Here is a 25,147-nt window from a genome sequence, read left to right as displayed (position 1 = left end):
TAATGCAGTCACTTGCGCAGTTATTTTATCTGCATGGTATCGGTTACGAATATACAAAGTACACTGGCGAGCACGTCGTTTTTGATGAAAGTACGCGCCGCAGTGCACTCAGTTGTTGTGGTATCGATTGCACTGATACAGACACCATTAACCAGCTCAACTTTGCCCTGGATGCAGGAACGTGGTTAACGTTATTACCTAACGTTAGCCTTATTGAGTCAGATGAGCCCTTTTTACGAGTGCGAGTTGATGAGCGTCTTTTATCACGCGGCTGTGAGTTACGCCTGCCATCGCTCGATATTGTTGTTAGTCGAGAGAACTTGCACGAATTGAGCGTGACAGGTGATTACCGTTTTAATGATATTCGTTACCTTGAAGTAGCGCTTCCCTTACCCGACATGCCCATAGGCTATCATGATGCTGTGATTACAGTGGCTGATCAAGAAGCACATTCTGAGCTGTGGATCATGCCAAAACAGTGCTTTACAGTGGATGATAAAAAGCGCTTGGGTGTGTCGATACAGCTATATAGCCTATTTAACGCGCACGGTTTAGGTATTGGCGATTTTGCAGATTTAGCGTCGCTAATGCGCGAAGCTGCGGCCAATGGTATGGATTATATTTTATTAAATCCATTGCATTTATTGTTCGAACACAGCCCTGAGCGTGCCAGTCCGTATAGCCCTAATAGTCGTGCGTTATTAAATCCGCTTTATATTGCATTGTCATTATGCGAAGACGCGAAAGATAATTTGGCACTTGAAAAGCTGCTTAATGAAAAACCGCAAGGCACCGATACATACATTGATTACACAAGTGTCAGTGATTTTAAATACCAATTATTTAGCTGTTTGTATCATCACTTTCGTGAGACAGCATCGGTTGAGCGTAAAGCGCAATTCGAAGCATTTTGCCTAACTCACAAACACAGTTTAGCAACGCTGGTGGTGGGTGATAATGAATACGCAAGCTACTTGCAATGGCAAGCGCATTTACAGCTTAACCTATGCCAGCAAATAGCGAATGAATGTGGTATGGATATTGGTCTCATCAACGATTTAGCGGTGGGATGTGCGGGTGATGGCAGTGAATACCGTAGCCAAGATGAGCTATTTTCTCATGGTGCAAATGTTGGCGCACCGCCAGACCCATGGGCTGAACAAGGACAAAACTGGGGCTTACCTGCACTCAACCCGCAAAAATTAAGTAAAGATAATTTTGCGTTTTATCGATCGCTTATTCGCGCCAATATGGAAGATGTGGGTGGGTTGCGAATAGACCATGTTATGGCTATTCGCAGGCTCTGGTGGTGTTTTGATAATCAAGGCCAACAGGATGGTTGCTATGTTTATTACCCTTTTGAGCATTTGTTAGCTATTTTAAAAATAGAGTCACACCTTAACCAATGCGTCGTTATAGGCGAAGATTTAGGGGTTGTGCCCACTGAAGTGCGTGATGCATTGAAAAGCAGTGCTATTTATTCCAATGGCTTATTTTACTTTGAAAAAGATCACAATGGTGAGTTTTTAGCCAGTGAACATTTTGCTCCACATAGCTTACTGATGATTGCTAATCATGATGTCCCCCCCTTTAATGGCTGGTGGACAGGGCACGATATAACTGTTAAACAACAGTATAGCTTAATTGATGAAGCGCAAAGCAACGCCTTGCTCGAAGCCAGAAAGATTGAAAAGCAACGTATGCTTAATTTCATCATGCGCGAAACTTCTCAGCAGCTGACCTTAGATACAGAGGCCTCTGTAGTATACCAAGCATTAGCATGTTGCCTTGCGGCAGCACCCGCTCGATTGTTTACCATTCAGATAGATGATTTAGATCAGCAAATTTTACCGGTGAATATTCCCGGAACGGATAAAGAATACCCCAACTGGCGGCGCTTATTGTCGCGCCCGACGCAGCAAATTATGCATTCGCAGCAGTCATTTTTAGCCAGTTTAATTTCTATAAGGAATCAATAAATGCGAAGTCGTGTTCGTCAAGAGCAAAGTGCACAACCACTGATTTATCAGTCGCAAATCGAGGCGTTGTCAGCAGGTTGTTTTAAAGATCCTTTTAGTTTCTTAGGACCGCATAAAATTAATGATAGCCGTTATGAAGTGCGCTGTTTTTTACCGGGTGCCACTATGGTATCTGTTGTTATGGGGTCGCAGCAGATTGCAGCTCAAAGGCAAGGGGAAAGTGATTTATTTGTAGCAACGATTGATTGCACATCAGTCCCTGAGTACCAGTTAGATGTGAGTTACGCCGACAAAGCGAGCCACAGACACTACGATGAATATAGTTTTGCGAGCACGCTCGATGAACAAGCAATGTATTTGTTTAATGAGGGCAGTTTAGAGCATGCTTATCGCCATTTTGGCGCGCATTTTACTACACAGCAAGGTGTAGAGGGCGTGCGCTTTACCGTATGGGCGCCAAATGCTAGCAGCGTATCGGTTATTGGTGAATTTAACTTTTGGCAACGCCAGCGTCACTTTATGCGTTTTCACCCAGCAAGTGGCGTATGGGAGTTATTTATTGCAGGGCTTAAAGAAGATCAGTGCTATAAATTTGCAATAACTACTCTAATGGGTGAACTGCTCGATAAAGCCGACCCGTTTGCATTTAAAATGCAGCAAGCACCGGGTACAGCATCGGTTTTACACGCTAGCAAAGCAACCGTAAAACTTGATGAGCACGCCCTTAAAAATCGTGCAAAGCGTAACAGTATTGAATCGCCTATTAGTATTTACGAAGTACATGCGGGCTCTTGGCAGCGCAGAGATGATAGTAGCCGGTATCTAACGTGGCGTGAATTAGCTGATAATTTGATTCCCTATACCAAAGCACTCGGGTTTACTCACTTACAGTTAATGCCAATTAGTGAATACCCGTTTGATGGTTCGTGGGGCTATCAGCCTGTTGGTTTATTTGCTGTGACAAGTCGTTACGGTAGTTTTGACGACTTTGTTTACTTTGTACAACAATGCCATGAGGCTAACTTAGGGATTATTCTTGATTGGGTCCCTGGGCACTTTCCAAGTGATCCCCATGGCTTACATCGCTTTGACGGCTCGCACTTATATGAACACGCCGATATACGGCAAGGATTCCACCCTGACTGGAATACCTACATTTATAACTACGACCGTGCTGAAGTGCGCAGCTTTTTAATAGCCAATGCCATGTATTGGTTACACGAGTTTGGCATTGATGGCTTACGGGTTGATGCCGTGGCATCCATGCTTTACCTCGATTATAGCCGTGAAGAAGGGCAGTGGGTTGCGAACCAATATGGTGGGCGCGAAAACCTCGGAGCAATAGAATGTCTAAAGCAAGTTAATTTGCGCTGCTATGCTAATAACCCCGGCATAATGATGGTTGCTGAGGAATCGACAGCATGGCCAGGCGTAACCAGACACGTTGAGCATGATGGCTTAGGATTTGGCTATAAGTGGAACATGGGGTGGATGAACGACAGTTTGCACTACATGCAACGCGATCCTTTGTATCGTGCTCATCATCATCATGAAATGACATTTTCGATGGTGTATGCCTACAGCGAAAATTATGTCTTGCCATTAAGCCATGATGAAGTAGTGCACGGCAAAGGTTCCTTAATTGAAAAAATGCCGGGTGATGACTGGCAGAAATTTGCAAATTTACGCGCTTACTACGCCTTTATGTGGGCTCACCCAGGTAAAAAGTTGTTATTCATGGGGGCTGAGTTTGCCCAGCGTCGAGAATGGAATCATGATCAATCTCTTGACTGGCATTTACTGGAGCACACGAGTCATCGTGGTGTTCAAGAAACAATAAAAGCGCTCAATAAAGTGTATTGCAATACACCCGCACTTTACGAGCAAGATACAAGCCCCGCGGGGTTTGCGTGGCTCGATAGCAACAACTCAGCACAAAGCATTTTTAGCTTTATTCGTTATGCAAAACAAGCTGATGATTTTGTTGTGGTTGTGAGCAACTTAACCCCACAGGTTTACCATGATTACGTTATCGGGGTGCCAAAAGCAGGGCGTTATCAAGTGATCTTGAATACAGACAAACCCGAATTTTTTGGCTCAGGGGTTGAGGTAACAAGCGATCCTGAACAGATTATTTTAACTCAAAATATGCTCAATCATGGGTTTACACAGAGCGTGGTCGTGTCATTACCAGGCCTTGCAACTGTGTACCTTAAGAAGGTGAGCGATGAGTCATAGTGTTGCACTTGAAACAGGGGTAACGATGCCGTTAGGCGCCTCGGTGCAGGGGGATGGGGTTAACTTTGCCGTCTATGCACCCCAGGCACACAGCCTATCTTTATGCTTATTTGACAGCAGCGGTCATTCAGAAATTCTCACACTGCCCATGCGAATGAATGAAGGGGGAGTGTGGACATTACGTGTTAGTCCTTTAAAAGCCGGTGCGTTGTATGGCTTTCGAGCTGATGGTGACTATGCACCTCAAAAAGGGTTATTTTTTAATCCTCATAAGTTATTGCTCGACCCTTATGCTCGCGACATTTATGGCGAGTTTACGTGGAGCGAGCGCCACTACGGGCAGATGCCGGTTGGCACATTAAGCACTGTGAACAACGCGATAGATATGCCTAAATCACGCGTTAGAGAGCTTGCGCTTTACAAGGGCACTAAGCCACAGCACAGTTGGGGAAAAACCGTCATTTATGAGTGTCATGTAAAAGGCGCGACCTGTCGCCACCCTGATATACCGAAAGCGTTGCAAGGCAAATTTTTAGGCTTAAGCCACCCTCGTTTTATTGAACACTTGCGGACTTTAGGTATCACGTGTTTAGAACTTTTACCTATTCATGCGTTTATTAGTGAGCAATTTTTAACGGCTAAAGGGCTGCAAAATTATTGGGGCTACAACACGCTTAATTTTTTTATCCCACATAAAGACTACTTGGTCGACGATGATATTAGCGAGTTTCAAGAGATGGTCGCTGAGCTGCACAAAGCTGATATCGAAGTCATTCTAGATGTCGTCTATAACCACACCGCAGAGGCTGGCACTGATGGGCCGCTATTATCTCTACGTGGGTTAGATAATCTGGGTTACTACCGAACGGTTGCCGATAAGCCACAGCATTATATAAATGATACGGGCTGCGGAAATACGCTTAATATCGATTCACCACGTGCTTTGCAATTGGTGCTTGATAGCCTGCGTTATTGGGTAGAAGTAATGGGGGTTGATGGTTTTCGTTTTGATCTGGCCACCATACTTGGGCGCAATCCAAATGGCTTTAATCATGCGCATGCTTTTATGCAAGCTGTTAATCAAGACCCTGTTTTAAATAAAGTTAAATTAATAGCAGAGCCTTGGGATATAGGGCCAGGTGGTTATCAGCTCGGGGCATTTCCAGCGCCTTGGCGCGAATGGAACGACAAATACCGCGACACCGTAAGACGTTTTTGGAAGCAAGAACAAGGTGTAATAGGGGAACTTGCTAAGCGTTTACATGGCTCGTTTGATTTGTTTGAACATAACCTGCGTGGACCCCTTAATAGTATTAACTTTATCACCAGCCATGATGGATTTACCTTGGCCGACTTGGTGAGTTATGAACAAAAGCACAATGAAGCGAATGGCGAGCAAAATCGCGATGGACACAGTGCGAATCATTCCTTTAATTGTGGTGTAGAGGGATATACCAGCGACCAAGCTATAAGCAAATTACGCTTGCAACAGCAAAAAAATATGCTGCTGACTTTGTTACTTTCCAAAGGGGTGCCTATGCTTTCTTTAGGAAGCGAAATGGCGCACTCGCAAGGCGGTAATAATAACGCTTATTGTCAGAATAATCGTACTAGTTGGCTTGCATGGAAAGAATCGCAATTTAACCATCCACTGACCCGATTTATTGATGATGTGCTTAGATTACGCAAGCAATTTAGCGTTTTTCAGCACCCCTTCTTTGTGCATGACGGTGACCCTCGTTATGCCGTTGCGTGGTTTACAGAATCAGGCACCGATATGCAACAAGATGACTGGCATCAGAGCGACCGTCAATTTTTAATGTATAGCCTGACTGATAAGCACACGAAACAAGCTTTACTGATTATTTTAAATGCTGGCTCCTTGCCTATCACTTGCCAATTACCGCGCTTATCAAGCGGTCAATGGTCTTTGGCACTTACCAGTATTCATTCGGTTTCGACAGCGAATGTTGACACCGAACAACAGATTGCTGCGATGAGCAGCTGGGTTTTTACCGCCGATTCAGAGGACTTAAGTCATGACTAAAAAAGGTGAACAAGCATGTGTTGTAAAAGGATGGCAAGATGCGCCTATTATTGATAAAAGCACCTTAGAGGATGACCTATCACGCCATTTTTATTACACCTTAGGGCGTGACAAAGTGGGTAAGTCACAACTGTATTTATACCATGCACTGGCGTTAACTATTCGCGACAGGCTCGTGGCGCGATGCCGTGACACAAAACAGCAAATACATGAACAAAAACGCCGCAAAACTGCTTACTTATCGCTGGAGTTTTTGATGGGGCGTGCACTGGGTAATGCGATTTTAAATCTTGACCTTGATGAGCAGGTAGCAAAGGCATTGCAACAGTATTGTACTGAGCTTGAAAGTGTTGCCGAAGCTGAACATGATGCAGGGCTTGGGAATGGTGGTTTAGGCCGCTTAGCTGCGTGTTTTTTAGATAGTTGTGCCAGCCTTGCGCTACCTGTTATTGGTTATGGCATTCGTTATGAATATGGCATGTTTAATCAAGCGATAGAAAATGGTCACCAAATTGAACAGCCCGATAACTGGTTACGCGAAGGCCACCCATGGGAGTTAAGCGCACCAGAGCAGTCTAAGCGAATCAAATTTTTTGGTCATGTAGAAAGTTACACCGACAAGCAAGGGCGTGTGCATCGTCAATGGCTCGATACCCAAGATGTCTTGGCGGTGCCATATGATGTGCCGATCCCGGGCTACAAAAACGATATTGTAAACACGTTACGGTTATGGAAGTCAGAGGCAACCGATGAGTTTGACTTGAGTGAGTTTAATGCGGGCAGCTACTCAGAAGCGGTGGCGCGTAAAAATCTCGCTGAACAAATCACCATGGTGCTTTACCCCAACGACAGTAGCGAAAATGGCAAAGAGTTGCGTTTACGTCAGCAGTATTTTTTATCGTCTGCCAGTATTCAAGATGTGGTTGATATTTGGGTAAACAAGTCAGGTGAAAACTTTGATGAGTTTGCTGACTACCATGTTTTTCAACTCAATGACACTCACCCCAGTATTGCGGTTGCAGAATTAATGCGCGTGTTAATCGATGACTATGAACTTGATTGGGATAAAGCGTGGCACATTACGACAAAAACCATGGCGTATACCAACCATACCTTGTTACCAGAAGCCTTAGAAAAATGGTCTGTGTCATTATTTTCGCGCTTATTACCGCGCATTTTAGAAATAATTTACGAAATTAATGCCCGTTTCCTCGCCGACGTCGCACAAGCATGGCCGGGAGATGTGGCTAAACAGCGCGCCCTTTCTCTGATTGAAGAGGGCCCAGAGCCACAAATTCGCATGGCGTACCTTGCGATTGTCGGCAGTTATTCTGTCAATGGTGTTGCGGCGCTTCATACTGAACTATTAAAAGCCGGTTTATTTAATGACTTTTATCAATTATGGCCGGAAAAATTCAACAACAAAACCAATGGTGTTACGCCGCGTCGGTGGCTTGCCCACTGTAATCCAGAACTGACTAAGTTACTGAACAGCAAAATTGGCGATGAATGGGTGGCTGACTTTAGCAAAATTGGCCAATTGCGCCGATATTACGACGATACCGAATTTCATACACAGTGGCAGGATGTTAAATATGCCAACAAACAACGTCTTGTTGAGCTTGTAAAAAGCCGATGTGGTGTTGAGTTTGACGCCACGATGATGTTCGACGTGCAAGTTAAACGCATTCATGAGTACAAGCGCCAATTACTTAATGTTTTGCATATTATTCATTTATACGACCGGATTCGTCAGGGCGATACAGAAAACTGTGTGCCACGTTGTGTACTCCTCGGGGGGAAAGCTGCGCCAGGTTATTACATGGCGAAGAAAATTATTAAGTTAATTAATAATGTGGCTGAAGTCATTAATAAAGACCCCCTTGCAAAGCCATATTTACGGGTTGCATTTTTACCTAATTACAACGTCACCGCGATGGAAACGATTTGTCCTGCAACCGATTTATCTGAGCAAATATCAACAGCCGGTAAAGAAGCATCGGGCACTGGTAACATGAAGTTTATGATGAATGGCGCGTTGACGATAGGGACATTAGATGGTGCAAATATTGAAATCCGTGATGCTGTAGGTGCTGATAATTTCTTTTTGTTTGGCGCACGAGCAGAGCAAGTTGACGATATAAAAGCGCACTATAATCCGGAGCAAGTTATTTATCAGACCGAAAGCTTATACAAAGTAATGCAACTCTTAGAAAGCGGTCATTTTAATTTATTTGAACCAAACTTATTCGACGACATTATTGCTGCGATAAAGAGTCCGCACGATCCATGGCTTGTAGCCCATGATTTTGCCAGCTTTGTTCAAGCGCAAGAGCAAGTTGAACAAGCCTATTTAGACAGCGCACACTGGACCAGAATGAGTATCTTGAATACTGCTGCCAGTGGCATGTTTTCAAGCGACAGAACCATTGGTCAATACAGCGATGATATTTGGCATTTGGAACCACTTTTAGACACGAGCGCACAGCAACACACACAGAAAAAAAGCAGCTAACTTAAGACGGAGAGAGTTATGCCAAGTTATGCAAATCGATATATAAGTAGTTTAACAAGAGAAACGTATGCCCTTATTTTAGCAGGGGGGCGAGGTTCACGTTTACACGAATTAACAGATTGGCGAGCTAAACCGGCGGTGTATTTTGGTGGTAAACACCGGATCATCGACTTTCCGCTGTCGAACTGCATTAACTCGGGCATTCGTCGTGTTGGCATTGCTACACAATATAAATCGCATTCACTGATCCGCCACGTTAATCGTGCATGGGGTCACTTTAAGAAAGAGCTGGGTGAGTCGGTTGAAATCCTGCCAGCGTCACAGCGTTATGGTGATGAATGGTATTGTGGTACAGCTGATGCTGTGTTTCAAAATATGGATATTATTCGTCATGAGCTGCCAAAATACGTCATGATATTATCGGGCGACCATGTATATCGGATGGATTACGGTGGTTTACTCGCAAAGCATGTTGAAAATGGTGCAGACATGACCGTATGTTGTATCGAGGTACCGTGTGAAGAGGCCGCGAATACTTTTGGTGTCATGACTGTGGATGAAAGTAAGCGCGTTCGCCGGTTTGATGAAAAACCTGCGTCGCCAACCTCAGTCCCCGGCAAACCTGGCACGTGCCTCGCTTCAATGGGGAACTATATTTTTAATACTGAGTTTTTATTTGAGCAACTGAAAAAAGACGCCGAAACAGAGGGATCTGGCCGTGACTTTGGTCATGATATCATTCCAGCCATTATTGAAGAGCATAACGTTTTTGCGTATCCGTTTAGAGACCCAGGCTATGATGGACAACCTTATTGGCGTGATGTAGGAACACTTGATTCGTTCTGGGAAGCGAACATGGAGCTGGTTATGCCAGAACCGCAGCTAGATTTATACGACCCTAGCTGGCCTATTTGGACTTACCAAGAGCAACTTCCACCGGCTAAATTTATTTTTGATAATGATGACAGACGAGGTATGGCGGTCGATTCAACAGTGTCTGGCGGGTGTATTATCTCGGGGTCTTTGGTGAGAAAATCGCTATTGTTCTCTAATGTACATGTCCATTCTTATTGTCAAATAGAAGAGTCAGTTATATTACCAGGGGCTAAAATTCAACGTAATTGTCGCATAAAACGCGCGATTATTGATCGTAGCTGCGAGATACCCGCAGGCCTTGAAATAGGCTATGATCATAAAGTTGATAAAGAAAATGGTTTTAGAGTCTCGAAAAAAGGGATTGTCTTAGTGACGCGTGATATGTTGAATGAACTGGCAAAAAAGTTAAAACAACAAGAGCAAGATAACAAACGCCTTGCTTAAATATGGGTGGGGTGGAAGGTTCTAATATCACCCCCCAGCATAAAAAATAGAAGTAAAAAGGAGTACGGCAAAGCATGCATGTATTGATGGTTGCTGCAGAGAATGATGCATTACCGAATGCAAAAGTAGGTGGTGTTGCCGATGTCGTAAGAGATTGTCCTAAAGCCCTTGTTGAAAAGGGGCTGACAGTTGATGTGGTGATCCCCGATTATGGTTTTCACGATTTAGAGCGTCATAGCCTAGGTGTGGTCAATGTGGCGTTTGCCGGACACATGCAACAACTCGAAGTGTGGCAACTTGCTCACTCTCAGAAAGGGGTTAGACAGCTGGTTATTTCTCATTGGGAATTTAGCCGTCACCATGGCGCTGTTTATTGTAATGACGAGGCAGGTCGCCCATTTGCAACCGATGCCAGTAAATTTGCCTTATTTAATGCCGCTGTGTGCGAAGCCTTATTACAAGGACTCATTTGTAAGCCTGATGTTATTCATTTACATGATTGGCATAGTGCGTGTGTTGCGTTGTTACTTAAAACAGATAGTCGCTATAACGATTTCTCCACCTTATTTTTAGCTTACACCGTACATAACCTTGCTCTGCAAGGGATCCGTCCTTTTAAAGGGGATACTTCGAGTTTAGAAGCGTGGTTTCCAAGCTTGGGTTATGATGGCCAAAAGTTATGTGATCCACGTTACCCCGACTGTTTCAACCCAATGCGCACAGCGATTAACTTGGTTGATAAAATACATTTAGTATCACCCACATATTGCCAAGAGGTGCTAAAACCAAGCGATCCTGTTAATGGCTTTTTTGGCGGAGAAGGGCTCGAGCTTGATTTACAAGCTGCATATCAGCAAGGCCGTGTAGTAGGCATTCTAAACGGGTGTGAGTATCCAGGTGATGAACTATCCGATGTCAGTTTTGCTCATTTATATCAGCACGCTGAGTCGGCACTTTTTCAGTGGATGGCAAAAACGTCTGAGCTTGACTCAGCGCATTATATTGCACATCAGCGTGTGCTTAAGTTTAAAACACAGCCTTTCTCTGGCCCTTTAGTGACGAGTGTTGGGCGATTAACAGATCAAAAAGTGCTCCTGCTTTGTCAGCCGTATGATAAAGCATTAGTGCTAGATGAATTATGCCAGCGTTTAAAGCAACATGATGGGTATATGATTATTCTTGGCTCAGGTGATACTGAACTTGAAAAAGTGATGACCACAGTCATGGCCCGACAAGATAACTTATTATTTTTGAAAGGATACGCTCATTTTGTTGGCGAGTACTTGTATCATTTAGGCGATCTGTTTTTAATGCCCAGTTCATTTGAACCCTGTGGTATTAGTCAAATGCTCGCCATGCGCGCAGGTCAACCGTGTCTAGTGCATGGTGTCGGTGGACTTCGTGATACTGTGCAGCACCTTGAAACGGGATTTAGTTTTAAAGGTGAGAGTTTAACCGCTCAAAGTTACGAACTTATTACTGGTTTTACTGAAGCGCTTGCGCTAAAAAATGCAGATCCTAAAAAGTGGCAAGGAATTTGTGAACAGGCTAAAAATGCGCGTTTCTCGTGGCAATCAGTCGCAGATGGTTATTTATCGTACTTATATCAATAAAAACACCCTGATTCATGGCAATTAAGTGACTTTTATGTCAATTTCCGCTATTAATTACTTAGTGTTATATAAATGATAAAAAGCAGGTAAAGTGGCTGTATTTGTTGCTAGGCAAGCGGTCTTTAATCGTCGTCAACAAGTTGTCGCCTATGAGCTACTATTTCGCGATAGTGAAAAAAACAGTTTTCCAAACGTGTCAGAAAGCACCGCAACGGCACGTCTCATTATGGAAAATCAGCTCAATTTAGGTACCCGCCATATCACGTCGGGCAAAAAAGCATTAATTAATATAGGTCCAGAGTCTTTAAAACTGGATCTATGTGCTTTTTTGCCAACGAAAGATGTCGTTATCGAGCTGCTAGAAACGATGGAGCCTACCGATGAAAACTATGCGTTTTGTCGTGAGTTATTTCATAACAATTATAAACTTGCCTTAGATGACTTCGTGTACCAGCCCGAGTGGGACCGCTTTTTAAAGCTTGTTCGACTTATCAAGTTTGATGTAAAACAAACCCCATTTGAAGAAATTCTACCCGTAGTTAAAAAATTAAAAAAACACAAAAAAATAAAGTTATTAGCAGAAAAGCTCGAAACGGCAGATGATTTTGAAAAAGCCTACGAAATGGGGTTTGACTTTTTTCAAGGCTATTTCTTTGCCAAACCAACCATGATCCAACAGCGTGATATTGATTATAACTACGCATTGGTTTTATCAATTTATGCTGAAGTCATGCGTCCAGACCCCGATATTAGCGAAATAGCGGGGTTATTCTCGCTAGATACTGCTTTAGCTTATAAGCTCTTACGCTTAATAAACAGTGGTGTATTCCCTATAAAAAGTAAAATAGGTTCGTTAAAACAAGCGCTTGTTTATCTTGGTCATGAACGACTGAAAAAGTTTGTTAGCTTAATTATTACTGCACATAGCGCACAAACTAAACCTGCCGAGCTCACGCGGCTTTGTGTTGTAAGAGCTCGATTTTGTGAGCTAATAGCACAGCGTGTGGCTAAGCAGCAAACCGGAGAAGCGTTTTTAACAGGGTTGTTTTCATTACTCGATGCTATTCTTGACCAACCAATGGAAAAGTTGCTTGAACGTTTACCATTTCCAGATGAAATACACAGTGCATTAATGCAAGAAAAGAACATTCTTTATTATATTCTCGAAACAGTTAAAGCCTACGAAACTGGAAGCTGGTGGGCATTAGAACAAGCAGTGGCTTTTTTAACAATAGAAAGCGCAGACCTTCCCAAAATATATGAAAATGCTGTAAATTGGAGCGATAGCTGCAGACAAAATTTATAAGTGATATATGCGCAATATTAATATGGATGTGTTAAGAGGGATTGCGGTACTGGGTTTAATGTTCATGAATGCCTATTACTTTGGTGTTTTTGAGTATGGCTATGTAACAAGTGCAACACCTTCTGTGGCGGATAAGTTTATAAATATTATTAACTTAGTCTTTATTGATGGCCGGTTTCGAACCCTCTTTTGTTTATTGTTTGGCGCAGCACTTACAATTCAATTACAGCGCTGGCAAAGCATAGATGCATTGCATAAGCGTTTAAAAGTATTAGCGTTTATAGGGTTGGCCCATGGGTTTTTACTTTGGGCGGGTGATATTTTATTCATTTATGCATGTGCAGGGTGGTTGGCACTCAAGTTCAGCCATGAGCCGAATGATAAAATAGTAAGAATGGGCATGCTATTTCTGCTACTCGGTGCACTCTCCTCTTTTTTATTGGCATTTATTGAACCTGAACTGCTTCCTGTTACGCGTGACTCTGCGGCTTTTTTAGAGGCATACAATGCGGCATTTTCATCCTATTTAGCGGGCTTTATGAGTAATGTGTTGATGTTTATCATCATGATTATAGCTGTTCCGCTTATTACGCTGTGGATGGCTGGCGGGCTCATGCTGATTGGGATGTATTTGTATAAACAAAAGATCTTCGAAAATGGCCTTACTAGAGAACAGTTAAACTTTATTGTGCCTGCAGCGCTGGGCTTTACCGTTTTACGATTAGCGGTTGAACCAAATACACATGTACTTATGGTCGCATTGGCTGAGCCTTTCTCTTGGTTTGCAGCACTTGCGATGGCAACGTTGTATATTCATATACTCGTAAAATACGTTAAGAATAACCCCGAAAAGTGTTTAGTATTACAACAAGCAGGGCGTATGTCTTTAACCCTTTACTTAATGCAAACCGTGATATTTTTAGTGTGTTTTAAAGTCATGTTCCCTGAGTGGGTGTTGAGCTTTGATCGCATTAATTATTGGCTTCTTATTGCGGGTGTGGTTGTCTTTCAGCTGGTATTTTGCAAAGTATATACTCAACTGTTTCGATACGGTCCGTGTGAGACCGTGTGGCGAAAACTGTCACGATAATTACCCGTATACTATACTTTTAAAAAATAACGTGCTGGAATGAACATGCGGGTTATATTGAGTGTTTTAATACTGCTTTGCTCTTTACCACTTTTTGCTGTAGAGCAATTTTCGGTGCTATTTGTAAATCCCTCGGTAAAAGCGGAGCCTTTTTGGCAAAAAGTCACAGCAGTAATGCAAGCTGCGGCAACACACAGTAACGTCAGGCTTGATATTATTTACGGTGGTGGCAATCGGCATATTCAGCTAGAAGAGCTCAGACACTATCTTAAATACAACGCCACTCCCGACTATGTCGTACTGATTAATTACCCTGGGGGAGCAGAGCAATCAATGAACTTACTTGAAAGTCACAAGATAAAGTTCATCACATTAGAAGAAACCATCCTCGGCGCAGAGCGTCAGCAAATTGGTAAACCCTCAGAGCATTTTAAATATTGGCTCGCAGAGGTTTATCACGATAATTTTGAAGCGGGTATCCAATTAGGAAAAGCATTGTTTGATAATGCTAAACAAGCAAAACAAGAACCCAAATTTGTGGCCATTAACGGTCACTATGGGACTGAATCAGATACTCGCAGTAATGGTTTAAGTCACTATTTACGAACCCAACATGTCGAGCTTGAGCAAGTTGTTTATGCAAATTGGAATAAAACCGAAGCCACTGAAAAAGTGCGCCGTCTATTGCATCGTTACCCACAAACGAATGTTATTTGGTGTGCATCGGATTTAATGGCACTGGGCGCACTTGATGCAGTTAAAGAAAAGTCAGGAAAACGCTATTTTATCGGCGGCATAGACTGGCTTGATGACAACTTAAGGTTAATTGAACAAGGGCGCTTAACAGCCAGTGTAGGTGGGTACTTTATGATGGGGGCGTGGGCGTTAATTAGTTTGGTCGATCATCACAATGGTCATCCATATTGGCAAACTCATCATGAAATTAAATTTAAATTAGGCGTGATCACGAACCAAAATGTGACAAGTTACCATTGGCTTAGTGATATCACGGACTGGTCAGTTATTCCATTCGATGCTTTTTTGCTGCGCAATACTCGCAATGCAGAGTATCGGTTTGACTTTGACACATTGCAGACGTTGCTCACCGAAAAACCTGCACTGCATTAAAGCGAGCCGTTAAACGAAGATTAATCTGCCTAGCGTGCTATAGGGTTCTGGTATAAACTAGCGGCTTTAAAATTAAGACAGAAGTGTGCCATGACAGAGTTAAAACGATTAAATAAATTTATCAGTGAAACAGGGTTTTGTTCGCGCAGAGAGGCTGATAAATATATTGAGGAAGGTCGTGTTACTGTTAATGGTAATTTGCCAGAAATGGGTGTTAAAGTCAGTGATGCTGATGAAGTACTTGTTGATGGTAAACCACTCAAAGCCAAACCGAAACGTGTTTATATTGCATATAATAAACCCGTTGGTATTACCTGTACCACTGAGCGAAAAATTCAAAGTAACATCGTAAAAGCGGTTAATTATCCTGAGCGTATTTTCCCAATTGGTCGATTAGACCGCCCATCTGAAGGCTTAATCTTTTTGACCAATGAAGGCGATATCGTTAATAAGATTTTACGAGCGGGCAATAACCACGAAAAAGAATATGTAGTCACTGTCGATAAGCCACTTAATCGTCAGTTTGTAAACAAAATGGCAAATGGTATTCCAATTTTAGATACCGTGACGAAAAAGTGCAAAGTGAAACAAACTGGCCCACAGCAGTTTACTATTGTGTTAACGCAAGGGCTAAATCGTCAAATTCGCCGTATGTGTGAATACCTCGGCTACGAAGTGGTCACGCTTAAACGTACACGTATTATGAATGTGACGTTAAAAGGCTTAAAAGTGGGGCAATGGCGCCATTTAACTGAGCAAGAGATGGCTGAAATTAATAACTCAATTGCCGACTCGGGTAAAACAGAGGAACGTTCAATTGACGATAATAAACAGCCAACTAAGCCAAGAACGCCTCAACCACGTTCAGAAGGCGAGAAAAAACGCGACTTTTCGAGCTATGTTAAAAAAGGCCGCACAGACTCAAAACCAGGCTCGAATAAAGCGAATCAAGGTAAACCTAGGTCAAACCAAATAAAGCGAAGTAGCACAAAACGTACTGGCACATTAAGTTTGAAAAAGTAAACGCTATAACGGCGTTTTGCTCAATTTTATCTTCAACTATTATGTGTTGTTGGTGCGCGCTTCACCAACAACACTGTACTTATCGCTTAACCCCCAATTTTGTACCAGATATTGCTTCTTATATAGTTTTAAGTCGATTTAGCTTACGTTCTCGATAACATAGCTGGTGGCAATATCTTAAAACCAGTAGTTGATGATTTTGCATACCAAGCTATTTTAGATAACTGGGATAGCACTGACTTAACAAAAATCACCGCTTATCTAAATCAGTTATGTGATGATCTAGTCGCTCAGGTTGTATCGCCACCAAGTAAGATGTTTTTTGAGTTCGACAATATGAATTGGCAATTTACACCTTATGCTGCACTTATGCTGTTAACGTTAAGAGCCAGCATGGCCTTGAGAATCCTGATTTTGAGCATCCTGGGTTTGGTAATCTTACTTCTTTGCTATTAACACAGCCCGTAGCCCCTCAAAAAGATGACGTGCTTGAACAGCTCGTTGCTAAATTACATGAGCAAGGCTTTGATGAATTACTTCAACACCGTGAATCTTTGGGAACTGTTGTCAGAAGCTAGTAAACTAGAAAAAGTATCGTGTACATAAAAGCAATCTACCTGATTTACATGGGTAGATTGCGTATCGCTTTTATCATTTTTAATGATGAGCAGGCATTAGAATAGCGTGTGTGATATCTTCGAAACGAATGACATGTCCGCCAAATTCATTTTGAAAGCTTATCGCATCTTGTTCAGTTGCAAAACTGGCCAATGTATTCCCCATAGCGCCTTGTTGAGATGAGCCCGCAACATACCAAGCTTCTCGCGCATTTATAAAGTAATTATCGGCGGGTTTATGCCAGGGTGTTTTACTCATGTCATGTACAAAAATATCGCTTACATTACGTGTGTTTTCAGGTTCTAGGTAGTAACTGAACATATCTCGTGTTGAACAAAACTTATGTATTTTTTTGCCCGAGCCCGAGCCCGAGCCCGAGCTCGTATCAGTTTGCAGTAGTTCAGCCTTCGGGCCTGGAAATTCAGAAATCAACATACCACATAAATGACATTCATCGGTTGCTTCAATTGCAACTGCTTGGCTGGGTGTTTGTTTAGTTTCACTCTCCCCACAGGCAAAAAGCATGAATAGAAGTGGCAGTATCGGCAGTAAGGTTTTAACGTTCATTACATTCTCTTTTTAGTAAATAGTGTGATGGCTAAAATTAATGGCAAGATAACCCAGGCGACGAGCACGCAAAGTAATTGAGTAAGCGACAGGCTTGAGCGTATTGCAATAGCAAGAGCCCCGTTTACATCGGCGCTGTCTAAGCCTGCTAGATTCACTAATCTAAAAATATCAGCGGGATTCAACATCATCATAAACGTGAGTGATTGTTGGCTTATACCGTCTTCAGTGCCTACGAGAAGGGCGAGTAAACCGAGATCAAATATGAGTGCGAAAATAAACCAGACGATTAAAGCAGCACCGGCAGCTTTTGACTTTTCACTCACCGAGATACTAATTATGAAGGCAATGGCAATGAAGCTAAGACCTAACATAACGGCACTGGCTATGAATAATGAAAATACAGTAATAATTTCAGTTTGCTGAGTATGGGCATATAAAATGACACCAGATGCACCAAAGCCAATTAAAATTGCCAGTGCAATGATACTTCCTTGCCCTATAAATTTTCCCATTAGTAATTGGGTTTTGTTGATAGGGTAGGTAAGTAATAAGAGTAAGGTGCCACTTTCTAGCTCACCTACAAAGCTGTCGTAACTGAGTAACAAGGCGATTAAAGGAATAATAAAAACAGCTAAACTTGCTAAGCTTGCTACAGTGGTCGAGGTTGAGGTTAACCCTGTTTCACCTGCGACCGCTGAGCCAAAATAGGTCAGCCCTACTGATAATAAGGCAAAAATAATTGTAATTGAGAGCAACCAACGGTTGCGAAGACCATCGCTAAACTCTTTTGCAGCAACAGTGAAGACTGATTTCATATGCTTCCCTTTTGTGGCGCTTGAGATAAAATTTGTTGATAAACCTGATTTAAATCGGGTTGTTCAATGTGTATATCATCTAAATGACGGTATTTAACGAGCTCGCGGAGAACATTCATTTTATTCTCGTCTTTTACCAATAAATCGGTATCGTGACAGAGTTCAACATGGGTCATTAATTGTGAGTCATTAACGAGCTCAGAGGGGGAAACACCGCGAGTTTTAATGCGTATATCTAAGTTTGCATGTGCGCGTAGACTGGCTAAATTACCGCAAGCAAGTTGTTGCCCTTTACTCAGAATAATCGCACGGTCAATATGGCGCTCAACCCCTGGTAACACATGAGAGCACAGGATAATACTGGTGCCGTGTGCTTTAAGGTTGTCAACTTGTTGGTAAAATTCAGTTGTTGCAACCGGGTCAAGCCCAACCGTTGGTTCATCTAGTAATAGTAATTTAGGTTTACCTAAAAATGCCTGGGCAAGTCCTAAACGTTGACGCATTCCTTTGGAATATGTTTTAACCGCGCGGTTCATTGCTTCTGTTAATCCTACTTGCGCTATTAAATCTTTTGCGTGTTGTTTGTTAAAACCTTTCAGTTTTGCAAAGTAATTGAGTACTTCTATTCCTGTTAAATGCTCATAAAAACTGACATTTTCAGGCAAGTAACCGACTTGGGATCGAATATGCCATGCGGCTTTGGAGTCTGGTTTAGCACCGAGTACATCGACACGGCCATTTGTTGGCGATGTGATACCCAGAATGAGTTTCATCATGGTTGTTTTGCCAGCACCATTATGACCAAAAAGGCCGAGCACTTCACCGGGCGCGAGCTCGCAGCTAAGGTTATTGACTGCTGTGAGATTGCCATAGCTTTTTGTTACTTGGTTCATTGAAACCACGGGCGTGTTAGTCATGTTGTTTGTCCTTGATATCACTCTGCGATTTAATAACATGAGGTGAGTGTGGGGAGCGCATTAATGGGTAGCTGTCTTTAACACCAGCAGGCTTTAATACAGGAAATTGGCGTTGTACCCAGCGCAGTGTTAATACCGATGGGCTATCCATTAGCATTTTCATTTCTGGGTATTGCCAAACCAATTTATCAATTCCATCGTTGGGTTCAAAGGCAACATCACCCACGCCATCATTATTCATATCCCAGCCTAAATAATTGCTCCAATAGTTACCGCGGCTATCGTGACTCCATTCTTGTTTTTTATTGGAAACGTATTTGACTTGCGTGGGGTTATTTATAAAGCTGTTGCCATATACTTGCGTATGCTCAGAGCCTGCAGTGAGGTGAATACCAATTTCTGTGGTATCAACCACGTTATCGACAATGTTGTTATACGCTGAGTTGTATACAAAAAAGCCTTTTCCGTCTCGCCCTAATACTTTGTTTTCGGGCTTGGTCCACACATTAGAAATGTGATTGTTTAGGATGTCTGACGAGGTAATAAAATTCATTAGTAACCCATAATCTTCACTGTTAGTCGTTCGATTACCTTGGATCACTAAATTGCGCGAGCTCATTAAGGCATAACCAGCCCGTGTATTGTATGCGTTATTATTGAGTACTTTATTGTCGTGGGAATACATGTAATGAACGCCATAGCGTAGATCATGAAGCGTGTTATTTTCTAATACGTTATCTTGGCTTGATATTATGTACAGGCCATCGCGCGTGTAAGAGACATCATTTCCTTTAACCAGTACATGTTGCACATTGGAGAGCTGAATACCATTGCCGCGATCTGCTGAACGCAGGGCTTTATTGCCAACAATCACGTTATTTAAAACCTGTACATGCTGGCCTTTTTGTAACCAAATACCAAAACCATCGCCTTTAAGGTGGTTATTGGCAATCATTAGTTGCTCTGCTTTTTGATCTGAATAAATACCGGAATGTTGTTCGGTTAAGTTATTTCCCCAATTCACTATCTCGAGGTTTTTAATCGAAATATGTGAACTTTTTAACAGTAATGCGTGGCCTTCGCCTAAAGCATCAATGACAGCACCTGTTTCACCAATAAGGTGGATGGCTTTATTTACAACAAAATTTCCTTGGTAAATACCCTTCGTTAAAACAATTGTGTCGCCTGCTTTTGCGCTGTCTAACTGCGCTTGTAAATCATCAGCTGCAGAGAGTCGCGTACTCACTGCCAACGAATAACATGAAAAACAGAGCAGTATTGCTCCACATAAACGGTGTAACCAAATTAACTGCACTCAATAAACCTTCTATTTGTAACGATAAAGGGTATGGGAAAGTCCCATACCCAAATACGAAGCTTACGCTTCAACTAACATGCGGCCTCGCATTTCCATATGCAGTGCATGACAGAACCAGTTACAGTAGTACCACTGCACACCCGGTTTATCAGCGATAAACGTTATGGATGCCGTTGCTTGCGGTGCAACTTCCATCTGCACACCATGATTGGTCATACAGAAACCGTGTGTCACGTCTTCAACTTGGTCTAAGTTAGTAATAACCACAGTGACTTCGTCACCTAGTTTTACTCTAAACTCAGTCATGCCAAAGCTAGGTGCAATTGAGGTCATGTAGACACGTACTTTTTTGCCGTCTCTAACCACTTTGTTATCAGCGTAAACATTAACACCGTCTGCTTTTGCCATTGCGATAGTATCGGCAAAGAAAGGATCGTTTCGCTCCCACAGTTTATTTGGCTTCACCTTAGAGCGGTGAACAATGATACAGTCGTGAGGTTCAGCGAAAGTTGGGCCATCATGAACCAACTTCATTTCATCACCTGAAATATCAATGAGCTGATCATTTTCTGCACGTAATGGCCCGACAGGTAAGAACCTATCTTTTGAGAACTTACACAGTGCAATAAGCCATTTACCATCTGCATCACGGGTTTCACCTTGAGAAGTATGGTTGTGCCCCGGCTGATAGTGAACATCTAACTTCTGACGTATGTAGTTCACTTTCTCACCATTGTATGCCTTGATAGCATCTTCAACGCTCCACTTCGCAATTTGGCTGTCGATAAACAGCGTGGTGTAAGCGTTACCACGGTTATCAAATGCGGTATGAAGTGGCCCTAAGCCTAGTTCAGGTTCTGCAACGATGGTGTCGCGAGGCTTAATTTTGTTATCAAATAGGTCATCTAGTTTCTTAATTGAAATCACAGAAACAGTCGGTGATAACTTACCATTAGCAACAAAATAGTCGCCATTGGGTGAGGTATTTAAACCATGTGGTGATTTAGGAACCGGAATGTACGCTGTGAGTGCTGACCCTTTACGGCCATCTAACACTGGGACATTATTGCCATTGTAGGTTTTAAATTTGCCTGCTTTAATGGCGGCTTCGCATCGCGGTAAGTTAAATACAACAACATGGTCACGTTCAGATGAGATCATATCACCGAGTGTGACCCCCATTTCTGAGTTATAACAGGTTGATGCAAAATACTTTCCGTCAAAGTCGGCGTCGGTGTTATCTAAATTACCATCCACCATTACTTGGAATGCGACTTCCATGGTTTCGGCATTAATCACATTAAACAATGAACGATAGGTGCTAATGTCGTCCATTGATGCTTTGCCATCGTTGTTCATGGGAATTTCGAATTCGCCATTACAGATCACATATTTAGTGTATGGAACCTTTTGCACACGCAAGCCATGGATTGCTTGAACATTAGGAACGGTTAGCATTTTATCGGTCTTCATAACATCGCAGCGAATACGTGCTACACGACTGTTGGCCTTGTCGTTAATGAACACATATTTACCGTCGTAACGGCCATCAGTCATACTCATATGTGGATGGTGTGAGTCACCACATTGCAGATGTGAGCTGTCGCCTTTGATGCGTTTAGATTCATTCGTGAGACCCCAGCCTGTTGCGCTGTCGGTATTAAAAACAGGAATACGCATGAGTTCCCGCATTGACGGAATACCTAAAATACGCACTTCCCCCGAGTGGCCTCCACTCCAAAAACCATAATATTCATCTAGTTCACCTGGGTGAACAGTGGCACTGTTACTGCCTGCTTCTGCGGCTTGTGCCTTAGCCATTGATGCGAACATAGTAGCTGACATAGGCGCTGCAACTACACCTGCACCTAATAAAGCACTTTTAGCAAAAAACTTACGTCTGCTTTCGTCTTTCAGCTGTTTTTGTTCTGGGAGCTTTTTCCTATCACTCATGGACTTCCTCCGGTTATTTCATTGTGCTTGGTGATGGGCGTAGTTAGCTAACGTCCACCGTGGGTATTTCTTTTTCCTGAAATTTATTCTTCTTCCTGGCAAGTTTCTTTAGAGGTGGACATTTCTGTTCATTAAAATAGGTGACTTGACAGTCAAGACAGTAGTGACACTCGCGCATATTGATTGAACCATCAGGGTGAATAGCTTGTATTTCGCATTCTTTAGCGCAGGTTTTACATGGCTGACCACACTCAGGCCGACGTTTTAACCAACTAAACAAGCGTAAATTAGAGCCCACAGAGAGCGCTGCGCCTAATGGGCATAAGTAGCGACAAAAGAATTTTCGGTTAAATAAATTAATTACCAGCAAAGACAGGGCATACAACACAAATGGCCATTGTCTATCAAACTTGAGTAAGAAGGTGGTTTTAAATGGTTCAACTTCAGCCATTTGCTCTGCAACAGCCATAGAGTCAAGAGACATGCCGAATAAAGCCAGTAAAATAAGGTACTTAATGGCCCATAAACGTTCATGCACTGCAAAAGGGGGCTCTATTTGCGGCAGCTTCACATAGCGTGCAAATACATTTAGTAGCTCTTGCAAAGCGCCAAATGGACATAACCATCCACAGTATACGGCGCGCCCGAACATCATAATGGTCACCGCAGCAGCACACCAAAGAATGAAAATAACGGGGTCGAGTAAAAATAAATCCCACGAAAAATCAGACATCAGTGCTTGTAAAAAAGTGAATACGTTCACTACAGAGAGTTGTCCGCCCCAGCTCCAGCCGATAAACACCACCACCACGACAAGGAATATGTGTCGGAAATTGTGTAAAAAGGTTGGGTGACGCACCAGAATATCCTGAAATATTAAGGTAGCGCCTAATAGAAGCATGAGGAACAGCAGAATAATCACTTCCACTTGCTTGTCTTGCCATACTTGTTGCGTCAGTGATAATTCAGCTTCGGGTTCAGGCATAGCGGGGCGACTGACATATTTATCTAAAGTATGATAATCGCCTTTAAAACTCGTGAATGTGCTGTCGATAGCGCCCATTTGACGGCGTACTAATAGCTCTAATTGCCAATCGGCTCCGGGGTTAAACTCATCGTGAGCGCGTGCGATAAAAATAGACATTTCTTTGAATTTGGGTGCGCCTGTGGCGTAAATATCAGTGACGCGAAAGTGGTCTAAATCGTGGAATGAAATGGTGTCGCCATTTTGCAAAAGTTGAATACGGTCAAAAATACCGCCACGAACGTAGCCTGAGCCTTTAAAAGAATAGCCATTTCCTAGCACAATAAAGGCATGCTCACCGGGGGCTAATTGCGCCATAAGCCATTGGTACTCACTCTCACCAAGTAAGTTTATGCCTATGTGAGGAATATTAGCTTGCGCATAATAAAGCTCAGCGAACATAGCGCTTTTTTGTTCAGGAGCAGCTGCATCAATGTGTTCTGCTTCTGTGCCTACAAACGCCTCATCAACGGCCTCTCGACTTAGGTACAAGCGGCGAATAGAACCGTCACCCGTTAACGCTTGCCAACTTGCTGGTTGATAAACATCGTGCTTTATAGTGGCCATTGGTAAGCGATTTAAAGCTTCAAGATCAATTATATTTAAACGTGCGGCGATTTTTTTTGCTGACTTAGTTACCGCATCATTCATGACCATGACCGTGACTGTGGCACCAGAAAGTCCATCAATGTTGACGATATTATCTGAGCTGCTGCCTCCTACTTTAAGGCGATCGCTAACATGTAAGCCCGTGTATTGATCAGTAAACTCCCATAGTTTTGATTCTGGGATACCCGTTAAAATAATCGGCTCGTGATGCTCTAATACCTTCACCCCTAAATAATTACCTTGGGGGTCAATGGCAACGAGCATATTCACTGGCTCGCCCGAATAAGCTGGAATTTTGGCAATATCATTGGTTTCAAAAGCGTAGCCCAGTACGTTTTTGTCTTGATAAACGACCCATGCGAAAGGCGCACTTTCGTCGTTAGATATCCGCTGTTTTTCACCAATATGTGTCGCTTGAGGAAAAATTTCCTCAATGAATGGTATGGGATCTTTTGGTGGGCTTACAAACACCGCCTCGCAGGGTAATGTAAGTATAAATAACATCATCGCGCAGAGGTACAAAAGCCAGGTTGATTTTATATTCATAACAGCACCAACAATTCCTTATAAATGGCTTTATTTAGGAAAGTTATATTGTTTTATTTTTCTCATTAATAACCTTACTCTTCTTTACAATGATTTTAGTGACCTTGATCAATTTTTGACTAGATAACATTTAACTACATGTGTTTTTTCGAGTGGGGTTAATGTGTTACAGAAAATTTAATAATTAATTTAAGTATAAATTTTAGAGAGATGATATACCTAGTAAGGAGTACCTAACTAAGGGTAGTGTAAGGAATATTTTTTAGTACGTTAGGGTTAGTCTTGATTTTATAAATAAACTGGTAAAGAAGAATTGATCGGTTTTGAATTTGATTTTTTATTCATGCCTTTGTATTTTTAATCGCATGTAAATAGCGGTTGCATGGTTTTTATTATTTATTTAAATGCAATGTTTTGGTGTGTTTAACCCAATGTATGGCGTTTTATATTGGTGTAAAAATCACTGTTTAAGAGTGTTTAAAATACATTCGTACATACCATGTATATACACTTTTAGG

At 42.4% G+C, this 25,147-nt stretch carries 17 protein-coding genes; 11 read left to right on the top strand and 6 right to left on the bottom strand.

Going from position 1 to position 25,147, the window contains the following annotated elements:
- Positions 1-2: 2 nt before the first annotated feature.
- The 11 genes from malQ (at position 3) to GZH31_RS18065 (ending at position 16,837) form a co-directional block, all read left to right on the top strand.
- Positions 3-1,979, top strand: a complete 1,977-nt coding sequence (gene malQ / locus GZH31_RS18115; RefSeq protein ID WP_180311908.1) for a 4-alpha-glucanotransferase — start codon at positions 3-5, stop codon at positions 1,977-1,979.
- Positions 1,980-4,217: a 1,4-alpha-glucan branching protein GlgB gene (glgB, locus tag GZH31_RS18110; RefSeq protein WP_180311907.1), complete on the top strand. Its 2,238-nt coding sequence runs from the start codon at positions 1,980-1,982 to the stop codon at positions 4,215-4,217. It begins immediately after the preceding gene.
- On the top strand, positions 4,207-6,264 hold the full coding sequence (gene glgX / locus GZH31_RS18105) for a glycogen debranching protein GlgX (protein ID WP_065979027.1): 2,058 nt from the start codon (positions 4,207-4,209) through the stop codon (positions 6,262-6,264). Before glgB ends, glgX begins: the two co-directional genes overlap by 11 nt.
- Entirely contained in the window at positions 6,257-8,779 is a 2,523-nt protein-coding gene (locus tag GZH31_RS18100) for a glycogen/starch/alpha-glucan phosphorylase (protein ID WP_075593242.1), read from the top strand. Before glgX ends, GZH31_RS18100 begins: the two co-directional genes overlap by 8 nt.
- A gap of 18 nt (positions 8,780-8,797) precedes the next feature.
- Entirely contained in the window at positions 8,798-10,099 is a 1,302-nt protein-coding gene (gene glgC / locus GZH31_RS18095; protein ID WP_036972054.1) for a glucose-1-phosphate adenylyltransferase, read from the top strand.
- Positions 10,100-10,173: 74 nt separating this feature from the next.
- The gene (locus GZH31_RS18090) at positions 10,174-11,712 is read left to right on the top strand and encodes a glycogen synthase (protein ID WP_118844855.1); all 1,539 of its coding nucleotides are present in this window, start codon (positions 10,174-10,176) and stop codon (positions 11,710-11,712) included.
- Between the two features lie 91 nt (positions 11,713-11,803).
- The gene (locus GZH31_RS18085) at positions 11,804-13,018 is read left to right on the top strand and encodes an EAL and HDOD domain-containing protein (RefSeq protein WP_036972050.1); all 1,215 of its coding nucleotides are present in this window, start codon (positions 11,804-11,806) and stop codon (positions 13,016-13,018) included.
- Positions 13,019-13,025: 7 nt separating this feature from the next.
- On the top strand, positions 13,026-14,108 hold the full coding sequence (locus tag GZH31_RS18080; protein ID WP_180311906.1) for a DUF418 domain-containing protein: 1,083 nt from the start codon (positions 13,026-13,028) through the stop codon (positions 14,106-14,108).
- A gap of 45 nt (positions 14,109-14,153) precedes the next feature.
- Positions 14,154-15,236 carry an ABC transporter substrate-binding protein gene (locus GZH31_RS18075; protein WP_180311905.1) on the top strand — a complete coding sequence of 361 codons (1,083 nt, stop codon included), beginning with the start codon at positions 14,154-14,156 and terminating at the stop codon, positions 15,234-15,236.
- A gap of 90 nt (positions 15,237-15,326) precedes the next feature.
- On the top strand, positions 15,327-16,259 hold the full coding sequence (gene rluF / locus GZH31_RS18070) for a 23S rRNA pseudouridine(2604) synthase RluF (RefSeq protein ID WP_036972045.1): 933 nt from the start codon (positions 15,327-15,329) through the stop codon (positions 16,257-16,259).
- A 341-nt stretch (positions 16,260-16,600) separates the two neighbouring features.
- Positions 16,601-16,837, top strand: a complete 237-nt coding sequence (locus GZH31_RS18065) for a hypothetical protein (protein WP_180311904.1) — start codon at positions 16,601-16,603, stop codon at positions 16,835-16,837.
- 79 nt (positions 16,838-16,916) lie between these two features.
- Here the strand turns inward: GZH31_RS18065 and GZH31_RS18060 are convergent, their stop codons facing one another.
- The 6 genes from GZH31_RS18060 to nosR form a co-directional block, all read right to left on the bottom strand.
- Positions 16,917-17,444 (bottom strand): nitrous oxide reductase accessory protein NosL, encoded by a 528-nt coding sequence (locus GZH31_RS18060; protein ID WP_180311903.1) that lies wholly within the window; start codon positions 17,442-17,444, stop codon positions 16,917-16,919.
- The gene (locus tag GZH31_RS18055) at positions 17,444-18,262 is read right to left on the bottom strand and encodes an ABC transporter permease (RefSeq protein ID WP_180311902.1); all 819 of its coding nucleotides are present in this window, start codon (positions 18,260-18,262) and stop codon (positions 17,444-17,446) included. Before GZH31_RS18055 ends, GZH31_RS18060 begins: the two co-directional genes overlap by 1 nt.
- Positions 18,259-19,179 carry an ABC transporter ATP-binding protein gene (locus GZH31_RS18050; protein WP_180311901.1) on the bottom strand — a complete coding sequence of 307 codons (921 nt, stop codon included), beginning with the start codon at positions 19,177-19,179 and terminating at the stop codon, positions 18,259-18,261. The genes GZH31_RS18055 and GZH31_RS18050 overlap by 4 nt, the downstream gene beginning before the upstream one ends.
- A complete protein-coding gene (locus tag GZH31_RS18045) occupies positions 19,172-20,431 on the bottom strand; it encodes a nitrous oxide reductase family maturation protein NosD (RefSeq protein ID WP_244223172.1) in 1,260 nt (419 codons plus the stop codon). The genes GZH31_RS18050 and GZH31_RS18045 overlap by 8 nt, the downstream gene beginning before the upstream one ends.
- 126 nt (positions 20,432-20,557) lie before the next feature.
- On the bottom strand, positions 20,558-22,450 hold the full coding sequence (gene nosZ, locus GZH31_RS18040; protein WP_180311900.1) for a TAT-dependent nitrous-oxide reductase: 1,893 nt from the start codon (positions 22,448-22,450) through the stop codon (positions 20,558-20,560).
- A 43-nt stretch (positions 22,451-22,493) separates the two neighbouring features.
- The gene (nosR, locus tag GZH31_RS18035; RefSeq protein ID WP_257473729.1) at positions 22,494-24,587 is read right to left on the bottom strand and encodes a transcriptional regulator NosR; all 2,094 of its coding nucleotides are present in this window, start codon (positions 24,585-24,587) and stop codon (positions 22,494-22,496) included.
- Positions 24,588-25,147 lie beyond the last annotated feature (560 nt).

Origin of the sequence: Pseudoalteromonas sp. JSTW (assembly GCF_013423925.1) — a bacterium.
GTDB classification, from domain to species: Bacteria; Pseudomonadota; Gammaproteobacteria; order Enterobacterales; family Alteromonadaceae; genus Pseudoalteromonas; species Pseudoalteromonas lipolytica.
This window is presented reverse-complemented; position numbering and strand designations above follow the sequence as displayed.

Bases quoted from the DNA above. Each gene is read 5' to 3' on its own strand.
- nosR (WP_257473729.1), bottom strand. From the start codon at position 24,587: ATGTTATTTATACTTACATTACCCTGCGAGGCGGTGTTTGTAAGCCCA.
- GZH31_RS18050 (WP_180311901.1), bottom strand. From the start codon at position 19,179: ATGACTAACACGCCCGTGGTTTCAATGAACCAAGTAACAAAAAGCTAT.
- rluF (WP_036972045.1), top strand. From the start codon at position 15,327: ATGACAGAGTTAAAACGATTAAATAAATTTATCAGTGAAACAGGGTTT.
- GZH31_RS18090 (WP_118844855.1), top strand. From the start codon at position 10,174: ATGCATGTATTGATGGTTGCTGCAGAGAATGATGCATTACCGAATGCA.
- GZH31_RS18055 (WP_180311902.1), bottom strand. From the start codon at position 18,262: ATGAAATCAGTCTTCACTGTTGCTGCAAAAGAGTTTAGCGATGGTCTT.
- glgC (WP_036972054.1), top strand. From the start codon at position 8,798: ATGCCAAGTTATGCAAATCGATATATAAGTAGTTTAACAAGAGAAACG.
- GZH31_RS18100 (WP_075593242.1), top strand. From the start codon at position 6,257: ATGACTAAAAAAGGTGAACAAGCATGTGTTGTAAAAGGATGGCAAGAT.
- GZH31_RS18075 (WP_180311905.1), top strand. From the start codon at position 14,154: ATGCGGGTTATATTGAGTGTTTTAATACTGCTTTGCTCTTTACCACTT.
- glgX (WP_065979027.1), top strand. From the start codon at position 4,207: ATGAGTCATAGTGTTGCACTTGAAACAGGGGTAACGATGCCGTTAGGC.
- nosZ (WP_180311900.1), bottom strand. From the start codon at position 22,450: ATGAGTGATAGGAAAAAGCTCCCAGAACAAAAACAGCTGAAAGACGAA.
- GZH31_RS18060 (WP_180311903.1), bottom strand. From the start codon at position 17,444: ATGAACGTTAAAACCTTACTGCCGATACTGCCACTTCTATTCATGCTT.
- GZH31_RS18080 (WP_180311906.1), top strand. From the start codon at position 13,026: ATGCGCAATATTAATATGGATGTGTTAAGAGGGATTGCGGTACTGGGT.
- glgB (WP_180311907.1), top strand. From the start codon at position 1,980: ATGCGAAGTCGTGTTCGTCAAGAGCAAAGTGCACAACCACTGATTTAT.
- malQ (WP_180311908.1), top strand. From the start codon at position 3: ATGCAGTCACTTGCGCAGTTATTTTATCTGCATGGTATCGGTTACGAA.